The 18,974-nt window shown below is 42.9% G+C and carries 13 protein-coding genes; 7 read left to right on the top strand and 6 right to left on the bottom strand.

Annotated features, from left to right (window positions below; all coding sequences use genetic code 11):
• The first annotated feature begins 208 nt into the window (after nucleotides 1–208).
• Entirely contained in the window at nucleotides 209–3,085 is a 2,877-nt protein-coding gene (locus ACE1CM_RS41040; protein ID WP_374884924.1) for a CHAT domain-containing protein, read from the top strand.
• A gap of 296 nt (nucleotides 3,086–3,381) precedes the next feature.
• Here the strand turns inward: ACE1CM_RS41040 and ACE1CM_RS41045 are convergent, their stop codons facing one another.
• From ACE1CM_RS41045 to ACE1CM_RS41065, 5 genes are all read right to left on the bottom strand, one after another.
• Nucleotides 3,382–4,149, bottom strand: coding sequence for a DUF928 domain-containing protein (locus ACE1CM_RS41045; protein WP_374884926.1), 768 nt, complete (start codon nucleotides 4,147–4,149; stop codon nucleotides 3,382–3,384).
• A 41-nt stretch (nucleotides 4,150–4,190) separates the two neighbouring features.
• Nucleotides 4,191–6,590, bottom strand: coding sequence for a CHASE2 domain-containing protein (locus tag ACE1CM_RS41050; protein ID WP_374884927.1), 2,400 nt, complete (start codon nucleotides 6,588–6,590; stop codon nucleotides 4,191–4,193).
• A 48-nt stretch (nucleotides 6,591–6,638) separates the two neighbouring features.
• Nucleotides 6,639–7,562, bottom strand: a complete 924-nt coding sequence (locus ACE1CM_RS41055; RefSeq protein ID WP_374884929.1) for a DUF1822 family protein — start codon at nucleotides 7,560–7,562, stop codon at nucleotides 6,639–6,641.
• 206 nt (nucleotides 7,563–7,768) lie between these two features.
• Nucleotides 7,769–8,116 carry a late competence development ComFB family protein gene (locus tag ACE1CM_RS41060; protein WP_374884931.1) on the bottom strand — a complete coding sequence of 116 codons (348 nt, stop codon included), beginning with the start codon at nucleotides 8,114–8,116 and terminating at the stop codon, nucleotides 7,769–7,771.
• Nucleotides 8,117–8,234: 118 nt separating this feature from the next.
• A complete protein-coding gene (locus ACE1CM_RS41065; RefSeq protein ID WP_374884933.1) occupies nucleotides 8,235–9,146 on the bottom strand; it encodes a hypothetical protein in 912 nt (303 codons plus the stop codon).
• A 32-nt stretch (nucleotides 9,147–9,178) separates the two neighbouring features.
• Here ACE1CM_RS41065 and ACE1CM_RS41070 point away from each other — a divergent pair, with 32 nt between their 5' ends.
• The 6 genes from ACE1CM_RS41070 to ACE1CM_RS41095 all read left to right on the top strand — a co-directional run bounded on the left by ACE1CM_RS41070 (nucleotide 9,179) and on the right by ACE1CM_RS41095 (nucleotide 15,382).
• The gene (locus tag ACE1CM_RS41070) at nucleotides 9,179–9,340 is read left to right on the top strand and encodes a hypothetical protein (protein ID WP_374884935.1); all 162 of its coding nucleotides are present in this window, start codon (nucleotides 9,179–9,181) and stop codon (nucleotides 9,338–9,340) included.
• A 335-nt stretch (nucleotides 9,341–9,675) separates the two neighbouring features.
• Complete coding sequence (locus ACE1CM_RS41075; protein ID WP_374884936.1) at nucleotides 9,676–10,782, top strand: tail fiber domain-containing protein; 1,107 nt, start codon at nucleotides 9,676–9,678, stop codon at nucleotides 10,780–10,782.
• Between the two features lie 350 nt (nucleotides 10,783–11,132).
• Nucleotides 11,133–11,342, top strand: coding sequence for a hypothetical protein (locus ACE1CM_RS41080; protein WP_374884937.1), 210 nt, complete (start codon nucleotides 11,133–11,135; stop codon nucleotides 11,340–11,342).
• Between the two features lie 57 nt (nucleotides 11,343–11,399).
• On the top strand, nucleotides 11,400–12,317 hold the full coding sequence (locus tag ACE1CM_RS41085; RefSeq protein WP_374884939.1) for a WD40 repeat domain-containing protein: 918 nt from the start codon (nucleotides 11,400–11,402) through the stop codon (nucleotides 12,315–12,317).
• A gap of 286 nt (nucleotides 12,318–12,603) precedes the next feature.
• The gene (locus ACE1CM_RS41090; protein WP_374884941.1) at nucleotides 12,604–14,790 is read left to right on the top strand and encodes a cation:proton antiporter; all 2,187 of its coding nucleotides are present in this window, start codon (nucleotides 12,604–12,606) and stop codon (nucleotides 14,788–14,790) included.
• 103 nt (nucleotides 14,791–14,893) lie between these two features.
• Complete coding sequence (locus ACE1CM_RS41095; RefSeq protein WP_374884943.1) at nucleotides 14,894–15,382, top strand: hypothetical protein; 489 nt, start codon at nucleotides 14,894–14,896, stop codon at nucleotides 15,380–15,382.
• Nucleotides 15,383–15,489: 107 nt separating this feature from the next.
• Here the strand turns inward: ACE1CM_RS41095 and ACE1CM_RS41100 are convergent, their stop codons facing one another.
• Entirely contained in the window at nucleotides 15,490–18,858 is a 3,369-nt protein-coding gene (locus tag ACE1CM_RS41100; protein WP_374884945.1) for a response regulator, read from the bottom strand.
• Between the last annotated feature and the right edge of the window lie 116 nt (nucleotides 18,859–18,974).

Raw genomic sequence — 18,974 nt, forward strand, 5'->3', positions numbered from 1 at the left:
CAAAATTTTGTTTTGGCAGCTGCGTGGTTTTTTGGGTTGAGTCCGCCGCCGGCTGTTGCTGGTGGGGATTGTTATAGCAGATTGCCGCCTTATATTATAGGGCTTCGTTTGTGTCGCGGCACCCTTCCGGGTGCCGCTACACAAACGAAGCCGTAAGGCTTTTCCTCACTCATTTGCAATCCGCTGTATATATCGTCGAGGAACTCTTTTGTTGCTTTTGACTATGTTTTTGGGTACGGGAATATTGCCACCCACCAGAGCATATTTGGCTGCGGAAAACACTATTAGATATCTCGTTTCAAGAAACTCAAAGGCGGGCGAGACGCCCACCCTACAAGATATCACCCTACAAGATATCACCCTACAAGATATCACCCTACAAGGTATCACCCTACAAGATATCACCCTACAAGGTATCACCCTACAAGGTATCACCCTACAAGATATCACCCTACAAGGTATCACTCCACAAGATATCACCCTACAAGATATCACCCTACAAGGTATCACCCTACAAGATATCACTCCACAAGATATCACTCCACAAGATATCACTCCACAAGAATTTTTGGAGAAGTCTATTGTTCAAAGTTTACCTGATGGGGAAAGGTTGGTTGAACAAGGTAGAAATTTGTACGAACAGGAAAGGTTTAATGAAGCAGTTTTGTTGTTGCAACGGGCAATCGAGGTTTTTGCTGGTACTGGGGATGAACTAAGACAAGCGATCGCGTTGAGCAATCTATCTTTAGCTTATCAGCAACTCGGACAGTGGGAAAAAGCAGAAGATGCGATCGCTCAAAGTCTAAACTTATTAGAAACTGGGCGAAATCTGGGAATATCTAACGAGCAAAAGCAAGTTTTCGCCCAAGCTTTAGATGTAAAAGGTCGCCTACAATTATCGCGGGGAAAAGCTCAAGATGCTCTGATAACTTGGCAAAGATCGGGTGAACTTTATGCCCAAATCAGCTCGCCCATTGGAGTAATGAAAAGTCGCATCAACTCTGCTCAAGCTTTGCAAGCTTTGGGGCTTTATCGTCAAGCTCGCAATACTTTAACTGAAAGTATCAAACTGCTGGAAAATCAACCAAATTCTCTGCTCAAAGCTACAGCATTACGCAGTTTGGGTAACGTCTTGCGAGTTGTGGGTGATTTAGAAGCTTCGCGACAAATTTTGCAACAAAGTTTGACAGTTGCTCAAGCGATACAATCTTCACAAGCTGAAGCTGATATTCTAATTAGTTTGGGCAATACGGCGAGGGCGAGTGGCGATATCGAAGCTGCGTTAGAGTTCTACAAGCTTGCGGTTGCTACTTCTACTTTACCAAGCATACAAGTGCAAGCAAAGCTGCATCAATTAAGTTTATTGTTGGAAGACAAACAGCTAGATGCTGCCTTATCGTTATCGGAACAAATTCAATCTCAGATTGCTAATTTGCCTGAGACTCGAACGGGGATTTATGCTCAAATTCAGTTGGCTGAGAGTTTAATAAAACTGGGAAAGGCAAGGGGGAAAATAGTTAACTATCAAGATATCGCTCAGCTTTTGGCTGCATCGGTGCGACGGGCGAAAAATTTAGGCGATCGCAGAGTAGAATCCTATGCGTTAGGTATCTTGGGCGGGGTGTACGAAGAAACGCAGCAGTTGTCCGATGCGCTTCTTATGACTGAACAAGCTTTGTTTCTAGCTCAAACTATTGCAGCGCCAGATATAGCTTATCGTTGGCAATGGCAGCTAGGAATTTTACTGAAGAAACAAGGAAATATTAGTGGAGCGATCGCATCTTACACCAGCGCAGTCCAAACCCTTCAATCCCTGCGCTACGATTTAGTTGCAATCGATCCAAACGTTCAGTTTGAGTTTCGAGATCGAGTCGAACCCGTTTATCGGCAGTTAGTCGATTTGCTGTTGCGAACTGAAGGAAACGTTGAGCCGATTCAAGACAATCTCAAGCTAGCTCGTGACGCTATTGAAGCTCTGCAATTAGCAGAATTAGAAAACTTCTTTCGCGCGGCGTGTTTAGATGCCAAACCAGAACAAATTGACCGCATTGTTGAGCAAGACAATCCCACAACAGCAGCTATTTACCCGATTATTTTATCAGATAGATTAGAGATTATCCTCAAATTGCCCAAGGGGGAAAAACTGCACCGTTACGTGACATATCAATCTCAGAACGAAGTTGAAACTACCTTGGCGGAATTGGAGCAATATTTAAGAGAACCGGATCGCACTGATGATGTGAAGAAATTGTCCCGAAAAGTTTATGGGTGGTTGATTCAATCTTTGGAAAAAGAACTCGAAGAAAGTGGGATAAAAACGCTGGTATTCGTACTCGATGGTGAGTTGCGGAATATACCGATGGCGGTGCTTGATGACGGCGAAAAGTATTTAGTAGAAAAGTATGCGATCGCATTAGCACCAGGTTTGCAACTTATTGAACCCAAACCGTTACAACCAAACCGTTTAAATGCCTTAATGGCTGGTGTAAGCGAAAAACGTCAAATTGAAGGCAGAGAGTTTGCCAAACTCGAAAATGTCAGCTTAGAATTGCAACAAATTCAATCTGAAATACCCAAAAACCATGCCCTATTCAATCAAACATTTACCAAAACAAACCTGGAAAATAAAATCAAAGAAAGAACGTATTCCATAGTTCACATGGCAACTCACGGCAAGTTTAGTTCCAAAATCGAAGAAACTTATATTCTCACCTGGAATCAACTGCTGAAAGTGAGAGATTTGGATAATTTACTCCGAATTAACGAATCTAAAAAATCTAGCCCCATCGAATTACTTGTTCTTAGTGCCTGCGAAACCGCTACTGGAGACAAGCGAGCAGCATTGGGACTTGCTGGTATAGCCGTGCGGGCGGGGGCGCGCAGTACCCTGGCTACTTTGTGGTCAATAGATGATGAGTCCACTGCGGAACTAATGAGTGAGTTTTATCGACAGTTAGTTAATACTAAAGTGACAAAAGCTGAAGCTCTCCAGCTTGCTCAAAAAGCTCTTTGGAATCATAAAAGTCAAGACTGGAAACGTCCTTATTTCTGGGCTTCTTACGTTTTAATCGGCAATTGGCTTTAACAATTGAGGACTTAGTATCAAACCCCGCCAGTATCAAACCCCGCCAGGGAATAAATTCCCTGGCTAACAGCTCAAGTCCGTTAAAACGGACTGGTTTCATTGTATTTAGTCGGTTAAAACCGACTTGTAGAGACGTTACATGTAACGTCTCTACAATCCGGAAATTTATTTCCGGGCGGGATGTATATTTTTGCAAGATGTCTATTAGACAAATACTGTATTCCACCAAGTCACAAACCGCTATATTGTCGTTGCGTAATTCCTGAATTTTTGCTGTCAAGATTACCCTCCTGAATCTAAAATTGATTTACACTGCCAGCAAAGGGTTCTCGGTTAAATTCTTCCAAGGCAATTCCTCTCAATTGCAGCAGGTTATTCCAGTCATGCGCCAGTGTATAATTTGAGGGATTTTGCTGGCGAAGTTTAGCTAGATTGGCTATAGCATCATACCAGATCAGATTATTGGCATAGACAATGTATTCCTGTGATGAAGCTGCTTTTAACTGTTGCTCAAGAATGGGTGTTAATTCAACTCGTTGTACCCATCCTTCCACAAAATTAGAACCAGATGATTTCTGCTCTGAGCAATAAAGTTTGAAGTACCAACGATAGGATTTGTTAATTTCTAAGGCTGTTGCTGTAGGCGGAAGGGTAACGCTAACGAAACCAGGAGTTCCGGGTAATGTAAACCCAGTTCGGTAGATATCTTTTCCTCCTTCTTCCTGCAATATAAACTCTCCCAAGGAGGCTTCTTGGGCAGAATAGGGAACGTAAAACCAAAAGGTGGGATAGGCTAAAACTGTTTTTCCCCAGTTATTAACGGGCGATAAAGCTGTCAGTGGTGGCTCTTTAGATAGGCAGGAGTTACGGCTTCCTCCTCCCGTGCGGCGACCAGATCTTCCTTCACCTGAAAAATCGGGTTTCTCCTGTGCGGTTTGTTTTGTTTGGGGTGTAAGAAGATTGTTAACTAATCCAGGAGAATTTGCCCAGATTGGTGCAGGGTAAGTTGTTAAACTAATAAATACCCAGGTAATAGGCATTATGGGCAGACGAGGTAATTTCATCAAAGTTAAATTGCGATTTAAAGTTCTAGTACTTACTACAATTACTTTGCTTTAAATCCCGCAAAAATTACTAGGGTGCCGCTAGTAAATATTAAAGCTAATGCCGACGGGACGAGTGGTACCCAACCACCGTTGAGTAAAAATACTAAGCACAGTCCATATAAAGTGCCAAGTGCGACGCCATTAATTAATCCCAAAAGTAGAGGCGATTCGCCCAAAGGGCGTTCGCGTAAGCGTGCCGGAGGCATATCCGCTTTGCGGAATCGCATATACCAAGCTACTACGCCTCCCACCAAAGACCAACCCCAAATCCAAAAAATTTCACCCCAAGCACACCACCACCAAATCAAGGGTCGTCCATCTAGAACAGCGCTAATAATCTGACTGGTCATCTGTGCCTGAATCATCACCCCTGGCATTTTATCTTGCCAATTTCCCGTGCTGTAAGGTGTGGGAAAATAATCTTTAAAACTTTGAGCTGTGGTGCCAATTAGCACAATGCGACCTTTAACTAAATTGGGTAGTTCAGCGTCAATTCTATCGCTCAAAATCTCCGTAAGACTTATTGTTTTTGCTACTGAACGAGAGCGGTAATTAAGTAGAACTTGGTAACCCAGCGTATCTAATTCGTGGTAACCACCTGTATCGGGTTTAAGTTTCTTAAAAACAACTTTACCAACCTGCAAATCCCCTTGCGGGGTTCGTTTGTAATTGATACCCTTGTCAGCTAAATAAACTTGTGCAACTTGGAAGCTGAAAGATGTATCCGTAATACAAAAAGACTTAGGATCGCTCGCCATTCCTAAGAACTGACGACGAATCGCGCCATCGGGGTCAACTGGAAAGTCGCTAAAACTTAGGCGATCTTTTGGAACTTCCGCCGGGGGTCTAATACCGGGATGTTTGTCGGTTTCGCCGACTTCACATACAGCAATCAAATGCTGATTTTGCTGTAAATAAGTGGCTAATTCTGGATGTTTTGGATCGACGGGAAAATCGCGATAAATATCCAAACCGATAACTTGCGGTTGATACTGCTGTAGTTTTTTTAACAATTGTGCAAGTGCGCGGTCTGATAGAGATGCACCTCTTCTTTCCTGCGGATTCTGGTTTTGAACATCTTTTTCTGTTACTGTTATTACCAACAGGCGCGGATCTGGCGGTTCGTTTGGTCGCGATCGCATTAGCCAATCAAACGCTTGCAACTCCAAACCTTGGAATAAGGAGAGCGATCGCATTCCTACAATTAAAACAGTAACAGCTACACTGGCAATCAAAGGAATTGGCAATTGGCGGCGATTAATTCCCTTTAATTGTTGCCAAGTTGGCGGTATAAAAGCAGGATGTTGAAAAATTACAGGTAACCAACTCGCACAAGGAAATTCTCGCTCAAGTTCATCATGCAGTCGCTGTCTTGCTTCCCGCACTGCTAAATACAATGACTTACCGCCAGCAAATGCGCGAAGAAAATGTTTTAAAAATTCTTGCGCGACGCGATCGGGTATTAACTCCCGCATTACAATCATTTGCGGAATTTGCAAATCGTCGAGTTGTCGCGCTAATCCTAACCCATCGCAAGAGTTAAAAATTGCCAACTTCAACCCGCGTTCCACCGCTTTCCTCAAACCATACCACAACTCTTGAATAGTAATGCTGTCGTTAGGATTGATATAAATTCGCCCCGTTTCTCCCTCGGTTTCACTATGTCCGGCAAAAAAGATAATATCCCAGGATTGTTCCCAAAGCTGATTGTTTATTTCCCGAGCTTGTGGTTCAATCAAAACCACGGGTTCGATTTGAGGTAAATTTTTTAACAAGCAAAGGTCAGCATCAATATCAATCCCTTCTTTATGGCCTAAAATTACTAATAGTTTGATGCAGGATTTACGCGGATTTTTTTGCCTATAATTCCCACCCGTTTTAGATTCTAAAGGACTTAAAGCCACTTCTGCTAAACGGTATCGTTCAAAAAAATCCCACAGATGCCAAGGAAGTTTTTGCAGGTGAAAATCGTCAGTACGAATTAGAAATCTAATCGCTTCTCCAGGGTGTAGTTCTTCGCGCAAGCGACTATCTATTTCGCGAAACGATTCAGATTTAAGCCATGAATTAAGATTATATTGCAACTGATAAGCCGATTCGCGGCATTCTTTAATCCGTTGATTAATCGATCCTTTATGGATAATTTTTTTGGTTTTAATCCGCCGTGCAGGTGCGCCTAAGCTACGATATTTTTCTTGCCAGTGTTGTTGTAAAATTGCCGCGAGTTCTGGATTAGCAGGTAAGTTACCCTTGATTTTGATAGTTTGTTGCTGTAAACCATAGCGATTTACAGAGTCATCGCCATCTGCACCTATCTCTAAAGTGACGCGAAAACCCTGCTGCTCAAAATCGCCATCGAGTTCTAGAACAACTAACTTGCTCATAGTGATTGAAGGCATTTTACCATACTTTTTGAGTTGCTTTAAGGAAAATGCCTGCTTACGATCTCAAATTATAAAGTTTTCAGTAATGCTAACATCTCCTAGTGTAACTTTGACGCCAAAGCTTTCTCCAGGTTCGCCGCTAAACTGAAATTCTAAACTTTCGCTACCACCCGCCTCTGCTTGCATGACTGATGTGCCAGTCTCGTCAAATAATATAAGCTGTAGATGCGGTGGCAGTTTAGCTTGAGTGCCTAAAGCGTAGACTTCGATTGAGATATCTATTTCTGACTGTTGAGTAGGTATTAATCCTACTAATAACGCGACTTGCTGACCTGCTTGTTCCAACTTTAGCAATTTACCTCGCTCAATATTGGTTGCCGGTGATTGCCTAAAATTAAATGCTAACCCCGATGGGGGAGAATCAAACAATGCTTCTAGGGTTTGCCAACCAGTATCAAAGCTATTTTGTATCCATTTGCTGAGGTTGATAGAAGTTGGTTGCGATCGTAATCGCTGAAATTGGCTGATATGCGCTGGTAGTTCTTCGAGCGATCGCAACTGGTTCAGCGGCAATTCTTTGGTCGTCACGCTATCAACAAATCCCAGTAATTTCGCTTCTCGCAATGATTCATTTAATTGTACCGCAACATAGCCTATTCTCTCTGTCCAAACTTCTTCTGGAATTTCCACAACCTCAGCTTTAGGTAATACATATCTACATTCTAACTTGCCGTAATCTGACACCAGCAAATCCGCCACATTCATTAACCCCTGCATTATCGGATCGTAACTATCGCTATGTTCCCAATCTGTCTCAAACTCCCGGTATTTCAAGTAAACTTCTACCGCATACACCGCCAAAGTATTCAAATAAACCTGTTTTGCTTTATCAGAATGATAGTGATGTTGTCGAAATTCTTCCGCTTTGGCATGAGCGGTCAATCCTAGCGGGGTGGTAAAGGTTAGAGGTGAGATGGATGCGTTCATGGTTTGTTCCTGCGTGAAAGTAAAATTCCCTGTAAGATGCTTGGAAAGAGGTTGTATTAGAAGGATGGCAGATGCTCTAAGATGCGCCTACGCAGGCTGTTGCCAACGCAGTTATGTATTCATCAGCATAATGTAAATTAGCTGTTGTTTTCCAGTTGAGCTTAAAGCTAAAACCCGTTTTTACAGGTTATTATAAAAACGAGTTATTAACACTTGATCTGCATTTCTTGTGGTTTAATTTCTTCTACCACAATTAAGGGTGTTACACGCTTCAACGGATCTCGCTGTACTGCTGCTAATCCCTGACGCACTGCTGTGGTAATCTGGTTTCCTAATTCCTCGGTAGCGCGCTTTTGTTGCCGCTGCCATCCTTCAAAACTGGTAGCATAAAGAGGCGGTAAACGATTTAGTGCATAGGCAATAACTTGTGCTGGATTGATATATTTGACCAACTTTGGCGGCAGATTCATTAGTTGCCGAGAGGTTTCTTGGGCAACTAATGATTCAAGTACGTTGCGGTATTTGAGAATTCGCTCTGTTTGTCCGGTGTCCATATTTGTTTCTGTTTAAATTCTACGCATTACTCTGGCGAAAGTGAGGTCTTTTATGTAAAGTTGGTAAACTTTATCAAAAATTTACATTGCCAGGGAAAATGCGACTGGCTGGACGCTGTTATTCTAAATCCAAATAATCTTGGAAGTTAGAACGAAATTTGCTGCAACATTTCTGAAAGAAACAACTCAAAGTGGGGATTTTGATGCCAAAATCCTTGGATATTTCTTCCCAGCTTTTGCCAGCAAATCTGGAGAGAGCGATCGCGCGAAAATTGGCATCGGGTCGATCTCGAATATGGTGCTGCCGAAAAATATTATCCGGGTCGTTTTCGATATACTCCTTGGTTTGTTCGAGTAAAAAGTCCGAGCGAGGTTGGGGCAAATTTTCCAGTTGTGCAAGGGTAGGCAAATTTTGCACCATCGGTTCGCTAAATTCCCGACGGGACTCTATAACGAGTCGATCTAAACGGAAATTTACCCAGTTCATAAATTTTTGGTTCTGACCTCGGTTTGCGTCGTAATGGTCGATATTTTGGCAGACATAGGCTAGAGTTTTAACCACGGCTTCTTCATAGATAAGTTCGTAAATTTGAGGTAAAAATTTCTCGCGATGGGGACGACAAAGCCTACCTGAAAGCAGAATGGCTTCTACCAATTCTCCTAACAAGTGACGCCGCAAGTCAGAAGGAGAAACATGTTGTTGTATTTCTAATGCTAACTGTTTGAGTTTTGAGTCATCTAAAATTTTTCTTTCCGCCTGATGTCGCAGTTCGCTAACCCACGTTCTGATAGGGATTTGCGTCGGGTTGTAACTGTCGAGTTGCTGACTTAGTTCGGATAAAAGGTGTGCTTTTACTTGGTCATAAATTTCTGTTTGAACCGGAGATAAAGGTTGACCCAGAAGCGGACGGCAAATTGTGCGCGATCGCAAAATTTCCTCGACCAACTGGATTAACACAAACTGACCCTTTTGGCTGTGCGCCTCGTGGTGTCGCGCTGCAACAACAAGCTGTTCGAGTCGCTCGCTCATGATCGCTGAAAGCCTCCCAGGGAATACAACTGATGACATCTATCCAGAGAGAATTGGTGTTTCTCTCCTCACATCTTGCACCGGCGATCGCTCACACCCTTAAGGGTGCAGCTATACAACCCAAGCCTGCCTACGCAGGCTTGAAAATGGTTAGTCCGCGTCGGCGGACTTTGTTTGTACAGCCCCAGGCATAAGAGCTGTGGGCATCTGGTGCAAGAAGATGTAAGTCTCCTTCTTACCACTCTGTCCGCTCCTGGGGCAGTTATGCATTCTGTTACATAACTTAATCTTTGACTTTTTCACATAAAACAGCCGTTTTTTACGCGAGTAACAGGCGAGGTTCACAAGCGAAGTAGTTTAAGCGAACTGAATCTCCTTTTATAGCGGATTGCTTTTCGTGTGAAGTACAGCCAATAGGCTTCGTTTGTCAAGCGCGCACCCTTAAGGGTGCGCGCTTGACAAACGAGCGCGATAACGCTTTCCCTAGACGAGCTTGCAATCCGCTGTATGCAATACCAAAGAGGAAATTATGTCAGAGCAAATGATGAATGCTAAGGACGAAACCATGTCCGACCAAAACGCGCCTAATGACGCAACAATCAACGACAACCTTTGTGTAACTAAAACTGTCAGCATCGGCGTATGTAATACTGACGCTAAATTACACATATCCGATCCATCGTTCAGAGGAAATATTAAATTGTTTGCCATCTCTGGAGTAGGACATGATTTTGGTTATGACGGTGGCACTGACAATTTCTTTGCCTTTGCTCATTACGGACTAGAAAGCGGACAAACAAAATTTGTCTGGCAACCAAATGAGGCTGACACTCGAGATTTGCTGACAATTAAAAACACAGGCAACATCGGCATTGGAACCTCTGCGCCACAAAATCGGTTACATGTTGTAGCGCCGGGAGGATTCCCGAACAATGTCCCCATCGTCGCTCAGAGTGTTTCTACATTTTTTGGAGCCAGAGATTCTGCCGGAAATGAAAGGTTTGCCATCAATTTAGACAGCGATGGTACCAGTTATCCGGTTAACTTCTATGACAAATATGATGGTACTTGGAGACGCTCAATCAGCCTAAAATTAGGTAAAGTTGGTATCGGGACAACGAATCCACAATACGCTCGTCTTACAATCGAAGATGGGGCTGTTCCTTTAGCCTTCCGTGAAAGCGATCGCTCGCTAACTGAGGGGGGACTTTGGCGAATGCCTTTGGATGCTGGTATGTTGCGCTTTGATGTTAATACTTCGGCATCGGGAAATTTTTTACCCTATATTACTCCGCTGACGATGTTCCCCAATGGCAATGTCCACGTCGGTGGCACTTTAACCCAAGGTTCATCGAGGGAATTAAAGGAGAATATTGCCGAACTTTCCGGAAAAGAAGCCGTTGCAGCATTAGAAAAACTCAACCCGGTTAAATTCAATTACAAAGCAGATAGCGAAAAAAATCTGCATATTGGATTTATTGCGGAAGATGTTCCAGACTTGGTGGCAACTTCTGACAGAAAAGCACTTAGTCCGATGGATATCGTAGCCGTCTTAACTCAAGCGCTGAAAGAGCAACAAAAGACAATATTGGCATTAGCAGAAAAAGTCAAACTTTTGGAGGATCAGACTGCGTAATTGCCAAGGCTCCTATCACCTTAGTTTCTTGCTGCGAACGCGAGTGCGGAAGGGAGGCATATCTACAGTTCCAAGTCGAAGATTTTTCAGAGAAACTTTGGTGTTTGCCTTGGGATCGCTGCGACTAGGGAACAAGCGAAATATTTTGTCCAAGCTAACATTTTATGCTTGCCGTGCTACTACAACATTCGCGAAGATTTTTCCGAGAAACAAAGGTGGATTGACGTTGCCAGCGATCCACCAGCCGTGATGTATTTCGTTACATAACTAAATTTTGGATCGCTGGCATAAAACAGTCATTTTTTCCATGAGTAACAGGCGAGATTCACAATATTTTGACATTATTGAGTATGGTTTTAATCCGAGACATTGTGCAACAAGCTCTTGCCACTGGCTATCTGAGTGTAGCCGCAGAAAATCAACTCCGCCAGCTTTTAAAAGCTAAATACGACGTGGAAGATTTCAACGCTTTTATGACTTTGCAGCAAGCAGCAATATCCGGGCGCGTGCGCCAAGAGTCTCGCCAAGTTTACCAGTTTGAAACATTGGTAACAGATTAATAAAAACGCGCCTCTTCAACATACAGACCAAAATAAATCCAACAATAAGGAATTGAAATGATGCAAACCAAAACGTTCGCTTGGGAAAAAGTTGATCTAACCAACACTTTGACTGGGCATACAAACCCGGTTTATTTTGTCGCCGTTACCCCAGATGGACAGACTATTGTTAGTAGCAGCAATGATGGGACTATTAGGTTGTGGAATCTAAATACGGGGCAGTTAAGTCGCACCTTTACAGGTTCATATCCTGCTGCTATGAGCTGGGATGGACAGACTATGGCTAATCAAGAAGAAAATTATACTATTAAACTGTGGAATCTAAACACGGGACAGTTAATTCGCACTCTGACAGGGCATTCAAAGTCGCTTGATTCTATTGCCATCAGCCCCGATGGACAAACACTTGCTAGTAGCAGTGGAGAACTTTTTTCCAGTGAAGGAATCGTAGTGTGGGATTTAAACACAGGACAAGCAATTTACACAATTCCTAGCGATAGACTCAAAGATCAATCTCTCAGCATCAGTCCCAATGGACAAATACTTGCTGCTGGCAATTGGGATAAAAATATCTGGTTGTGGGATTTGAAAACCGGACAGGCAATTCGCACTCTAACTGGGCATTCACGAGGGGTTTTTTCCATCGCTTTCAGCCCTGATGGGCAAACGCTTGCTAGTGGTAGTATGGACAGCAATATCAAAATTTGGAATGTAAAAACCGGAGAGGAAATTCGTACTTTGACTGGGCATTCAAATTATGTCCGTACTGTTGCTTTCAGTCAGGATGGACAAACCCTTGCTAGTGGCAGTTGGGACAAAAGTATTAAACTGTGGAATTGCAAAACAGGGCAAGAAATTTGCACTTTGACTGGACATTCAAACCGAGTTAATGCTGTTGCTTTTAGTCCAGATGGAAACACACTTGTTAGTGGGAGTGAAGACCATACTATCAAGATTTGGCGATTGCCGAAATAATGCTAACTTTTTAAGGCACTTTTGGCTTGAAAACAAAACTTATAGCGCATTTTATGGCAGTACCTTATTCCCTGGGGTTTCATCATATATTGATCGCTGAAAAAGAGGTAGATTTTAGCAACATCTAAATCCTTGGCTCAGGGAAATGCTAAAGATAGTATTAAGAGCGCGAGCGCCACTCAGCAATTTAACTTAACATGCGATCGCTAGCCACTGACTGGCTTGGACGGTAAACTTAGGGGGCTAACCCTCTCAAACCCTCCAATTAGATACCAGAGGCTTTCCCATGCACCCAGTCGTTCTAGTTTTACTTCAAGTTCTGATTGTCATTGGACTTTCCCGAGTGGTGGGGTTAGTATTTCGCTGGCTAAATCAACCCTTGGTCATCGGCGAAATTGTAGCGGGTATAATGCTAGGGCCATCGTTGTTTGGTTGGGTTGCACCAGATTTAGCCGCTCAATTGTTCCCGGCAAACACTATTCCGTTTCTCGATGTGCTATCTCAGGTAGGGCTGATCTTTTTTATGTTTTTGATCGGCCTAGAATTAAACCCAAAATATCTTAAAGGCAACTTAGATGTCGCTATTTTAACATCAAATGTTAGCATTATCGTGCCTTTTTCCCTGGCAACTTTGCTATCTTTGCTACTTTACCCGCTAGTTTCCAATTCTACCGTTTCGTTTACTGCCTTTGCCCTATTTTTAGGGGCAGCAATGTCGATTACCGCTTTTCCAGTCTTGGCGCGAATTATTACCGAAAATAACCTTCAAAGTACGCGCTTAGGAACCTTGGCGCTAACTTGTGCGGCGGTGGATGATGTGACGGCGTGGTGTTTGCTAGCAGTGGCAATCGCAGTGACGCGCACTAACAGCATGGCTGGCGCTTTACCTACTATTATCGAATCGCTGGTTTATATCACCTTCATGCTGACGGTGGTGCGGTGGTTTTTGCAACGACTCGCCACCTACTACCGTCGCACGGGAAGACTCACCCAGTTAGTTTTAGCACTAATTTATATGGGTGTGGTTGCTTCTGCCTTAATTACCGAATGGATCGGCATTCACCTGATTTTTGGAGCATTTTTATTAGGGGCGGCAATGCCAAAAAATGCCGGTTTGGTGCGCGAGTTAGCCGAGAAAACTGAAGACTTTGTTTTAATATTTCTGTTGCCGGTATTTTTCGCTTATAGCGGGTTGAGGACGCAAATCGGTTTGCTTAACCGTCCCGAATTATGGTTGTTGTGTTTAGCAGTTTTAGCAGTTGCGATCGCAGGTAAATACGTCGGCACTTATGCAGCAGCAAGAGTCTCTGGAATCGAACATCGGGAAGCTTCTGCACTGGGTTGGTTAATGAATACGCGAGGACTTACCGAGCTAATTGTATTAAATATCGGTTTGAGTTTAGGAGTGATTACGCCGTTGTTGTTTACCATGCTGGTAATTATGGCATTGGTGACTACATTTATGACCTCGCCGTTGCTGGAATGGACTTATCCGAAAAAGCTGATTCAATTGGACGTATTGGAAACGGCGGAGGAAACAACAGAACCATCCCAAATACCCGCAACTCCCGTCCCGACTTATCGAATTTTAGTCCCCGTTGCCAATCCCAGCACGCAGAAAGGGTTAGTGCAATTAGCAGTTGCGATCGCGGGGAATAAATTGCAACCCTCGATCGTGCATCCCTTAAGCTTAATTGAATTAGAAGAAGATTATTTATTTCAAAGTACCCCCGTTGAGGCAGAAAGGTTAATAAACGAACGGCGATCGCGTTTAGACGAATTAATTGCCAGTATAGAACCTGCCGAAATGCGCCATCAGGTGCATCCGATTTTTCGCATTTCCCACGATGTAGCGCGGGAAACCGCACAACTCGCCGTCCTCGATCGCGCCGATCTAATTTTAGTAGGATGGCATCGCCCAGCTTTTAGTACAAATCGCTTGGGTGGAAGAGTAGGACAAATTCTCAGCATCGCCCCTGTAGATGTAGCAGTTTTTGTCAATCGGGGACAGGAAAAATTAGAAAATTTATTAGTGGCATATTCGGCAAATTTCCACGACGATTTGGGACTGGAAATTGCCTTAAGATTGCTATTTAATAACGATAACAGCCGCCTGACGGTTTTACAGGTAAATCAGCAGAATCAGTCTCAAAATGACTTGAGTTACGAATTTCGCACGGTAATGGAACAATTGCCAGATGCAGTGCGATCGCGCATCCACATCCAAATTGTAGAAGCTCCAGAACCCATTCAAGCAGTCGTAGAAATGTCCCAAAACGTTGACCTCACCATCGCCGGTACCAGTCGCACCTGGGGTATCGAACGTCAAACTTTAGGACGCTACACCGATGAATTAGCCGTCCAATGTCAATCATCCCTATTAATTACCCGCCGCTACGCTCAAGTTACCTCTCACCTCGCCTCCGTACTTGGGAAAGAAAACACGCAAGCAGGTGAGCAAGTGAGCAAGTGAGCAAGTGAGATGTAGGGGTGGGTTTTACCAATAACAATCCCCCTCAAGCGATCGATCGTTTCATCCCAAATCTAAAATCTAAAATCTAAAATCTAAAATCAACATGAGTCACTTCAACCTCAAGTCTTTAATATTTTATGGTGTTGCTATTGGTTCGGTCGTGGTGCTGTTTAAAGTCGTCACAGCTTACGGCGAGTCCAGTCTTAAAGCTTCCCCGCCTATTGAAGGTCGCTATCGCATAGACGCCAAAAATTTACCCGGATGTCTCCAAGCTGAAGCATTAGTGCTAGAAATTCAGCAATCTGGCATTTATTTAAACGGGTCTTTATTGCCTACCAAAAACCATGTCGATTCCCAAACTATTGTGAAGGAAAAACCTTCGCTGCTCGGAAAATTCAGCGAGAAAAAATTGTCGATGTCCGGTGCAGTTCCCCAGCTAAAATCATGTCAGAATCAGTTTCTCATCCTTCAAGGGATAGTAGATGGAAATACTCTCAAAGGTAAAATCAACCTAAGTTCAATTCCCAACGCCGTTAATTTTACCGCTCAAAAAGAAGCAACTGCACAACAAATAGAACCTAAAAGTCATTAATTTGTCACTTTTAGGACTGCTAATAGGAAATGGCTAATAGTATATCCGTAAAATATTCCCATGACCAATTAGCAATTAGCTATGAGCTATTAGCAATTAGCTATTACCTAACGATATCTACCTATAAATTCCTTAATTTTTTTCAGTTTAAACCCGCGTACTAATTCTTTAACTTCTGACGTAAAGGGCAGATATTTATCATCGATTTGCTCGATGTTTTGTAACTGTTTAGCAATCCCTTTTAAATGGCCTCTAAGCGCTAAATCGTAAAGTTTCTCTAGTTCGGCTGCTGGCGGCGGAATCACTTCTAGAGTCGCTGGTTTGCTTGCCTCTGACTTCCTAGCAGCGTAAATCCATTCCAACTGCAAATACTTTTGTAACTTCTCAAATAATATCTCTGCTTCGATCGGTTTAGCTAAAAAGTCATTACTGCCAAAATCCATACATTTATGCCGGTCATTTTCATACACGCTGGCTGAAGAAGCAATAATAATCGTGTCTTTTAATTCTGGCGTTTTTCGGATGCGACGAATCAGTTCAAAACCATCTATTTCTGGCATCACCAAGTCAGCAATTATCAAGTCTGGTTTCAACTGTGTGAGAATTTCTAAAGCTTCTTTTCCGTTGGTCGCTTCTGTCAATTCAAATCCTAAAGGCCCGATCAAATTGACAATTACAGAGCGATTTTCCTGACTGTCATCGACCACAAGGATTTGCCGCGATTTACCCGAAAAACCAATAATTTCTCCTGTTTGATTATTGCAAGTAAAATCTACCGATTCAACGGCGACGGGGAAGGTAAAGTCAAGCCAAAATTCGCTACCTACACCAATTTGACTCGTCACTTGAATGTTACTACCCATCATTTGAACAATTTTTTGGCTAATTGCTAGTCCCAGTCCCGTTCCTTCGGATCTAAATTTATTGTCCCCCACTTGTTCAAAGGGCAAAAATATTTTTTCTAATTCTTCCGGGGTCATGCCAACGCCGGTATCTTTAATCGCAAAGCGAATTTGATAATTTTTAGGCTCCCTATCTTGTTTATCTGGTAATTCTGATTGGATGACGCTGACGCTAAAGGTAACCGAGCCAACTTTGGTGAATTTAACCGCATTGCCTAATAAATTTAGCAAGACTTGTCGCAGGCGTTTCTCATCTGCACGAATGCCAATTGGTAAATGGGGGTCGAGTTGGCAAATAAAACTTAAATCTTTCTGTTCGGCACGGATGCGGCACATCTGTGCAACACCTTGCACAAAGGAGGGAAAATGAAAATCGCTTGGGCATAATTCCATTTTCCTCGCTTCGATTTTAGATAAATCCAAGATATCGTTAATTAACGTCAGCAAGTGGCAGCCGCACTCGTAGATAATCTCGATGCCGTTCCGTTCTTTTTCTCCTAGTTTTGGTGAATTTTGCAGAATTTGAGCGTAACCCAAAATTCCGTTGAGAGGGGTGCGAAGTTCGTGACTCATATTGGCGAGGAATTCGCTTTTTGCTTGATTGGCAACTTCAGCCACTTCTTTAGCTTGTTGCAGCGCAATTTCTGCTTGTCGGCGATTTCGGCTTTCGATGGCAAGGGAAACTAAGTCGGCGATGGAACGAGCAAAGCTTTGTGCTTCTAGCGTCCAATTATGGGCAAATCCCACTTGTTCTAGGCATACAACGCCGATTATTTCCTCACCGCGCTGAATCGGAACATCTAACAGGGAATTGATGTTTAAAGGATTTAAATAAGATTGATTAAATTCTCTCGTTCTCGGATCGGTTAGGGCATTATTGGCACAGATGAATGGCTCGCTTTCCAGCGATCTAAAATAAATTGGATAGTCGGCTACTAATAGTTTAGTTTCGGCTTTATGCTGTTTTGAACTTGGCTCGAAAACATCGATACAAACCAAGTTCGTTTTCGTTTCATCGTAAAGCCATACGCTGACTCGTTCTACTGCTAAAGTCGTTGCCGTTGCTTCGGTTAATTTCTTCAAACTCGCTTGTAAATCGCCCTGATGCAAGGTAGAATATTTAGCAAGTTCTGTTAAAACTTGATATTGGTTGTTGAGGATATTTGCTCTTTCTCGTAATGCTTCTTGTGCCAGGGTGCGATCGCGTATTTCTTGTGCGAGTTCTTGGGTTCTTTCTTCAACTTTTTGCTCTAACTGAATGCGGGATTGTTTCATTTGTTCTCCCATTTGATTGAAAGCAATCCCTAAAACCCTCAGTTCTTCTACCCCGTTGATGGTAATATTTTGCTCGAGATTGCCAGAAGCGATCGCTAAACTAGCATCCCGCAATTTCAATATCGGTTTGCTAATCCAACGCGAAGTAAAAATTCCCAATCCAGTCGCTATAACTAACGCCCCTAAACATAGTAAAATAGTCGTGCGAGTATTGGCGTTAATTTTCTCCATAAAGTCAGATTCTGGCACCACTACCACGATTAACCAATCCAATCCTTGAGAATTTCGGAAAGGCGTAACTTGTAAGAATTGCCGCTTTCCTTCCCAATTTAAAATGGTTTGTTTGGTATTTTGAATCTGATTTAAATCGCCAAATTCTTTGAGCAAATGTTTCCCGCTAGATCGAATCAGCGGTTCCCGACTTTCTGTTAGTTTGAGTCGCTGACATTTATTGCTTCCCTTCATTCTTGGAACTTTTTTCTTGCCTGTTATTGGTGGCGATGCTGGACGACAAAGTTTTTCGGCAATAGAGGTAGCGACAATCAATCCAGAACGTTCGATAATCACCGTTTGTCCCGACTTTCCTATTTTTAATTTACTGAGAAATTGCCCGATTTCTGAGAGAGTCAGAGAAGCTGATAGCACTCCCTGCAACTTGCCTTTATTGTAAACCGGAGTGACAGAATCAATGCCAATATCTCCCGATGTCCAAACATAAATAGACGTCCAAGTTGTTTGACCGGCTTTAATAGCAGTTTGATACCAAGGACTCACCCGTGCGTCATATTTTACCACCGATATGTCAGCGATTAACTTGCCGCGTTCGCCCAGACTATTCACTTGATAACCCACGAGATAATAGCCGGTAGATTTATCCGATACGCCAATACGATTGCTGCCATATGAGTTGCGTCCTACCCCAATAAATTCCCCTGCATTGTTGCCAAAACTAAAATAGGTTACTTGTTTAAACCATTTAGTTTGCTGCCAAAAATGGCGCTGCATTTGGGAAAAATTTTGTATATCTAACTCACCCAAACGAATGCTATCGGCATTAATTTGATTCACAAGTTGGGGCATTGCCAGATAAGTTTCAAGACGTTCTTTAATTCGCGCAGTGACTTCCTGACGCAATTGAGTCGCCACATCGTTAACTGCCTTGGAACCATTGCGTATGGACAAATATCCTGTTATTCCTACAGCCGCAAAAATTTGCCAAACGAACGGCACGACCAAAATCAGGCGTAGGGGGACTTTTTGGATGAGAGGCGTCTTGCCTGTTTCAGGAATAACAGGCAAGATGGCTTTTTCGCCCTTGACTGGCAGATTTGGGGGGCTTGCATGACAGGTTGGTATAGTTATATTATCTAAAAGTAGAATTAATTAAAGCAATTTGCTAATTGCTAATTGCTAAT

It is taken from the genome of Microseira sp. BLCC-F43, assembly GCF_041929235.1.
In the GTDB taxonomy this organism is placed as follows: Bacteria; Cyanobacteriota; Cyanobacteriia; order Cyanobacteriales; family Aerosakkonemataceae; genus Microseira.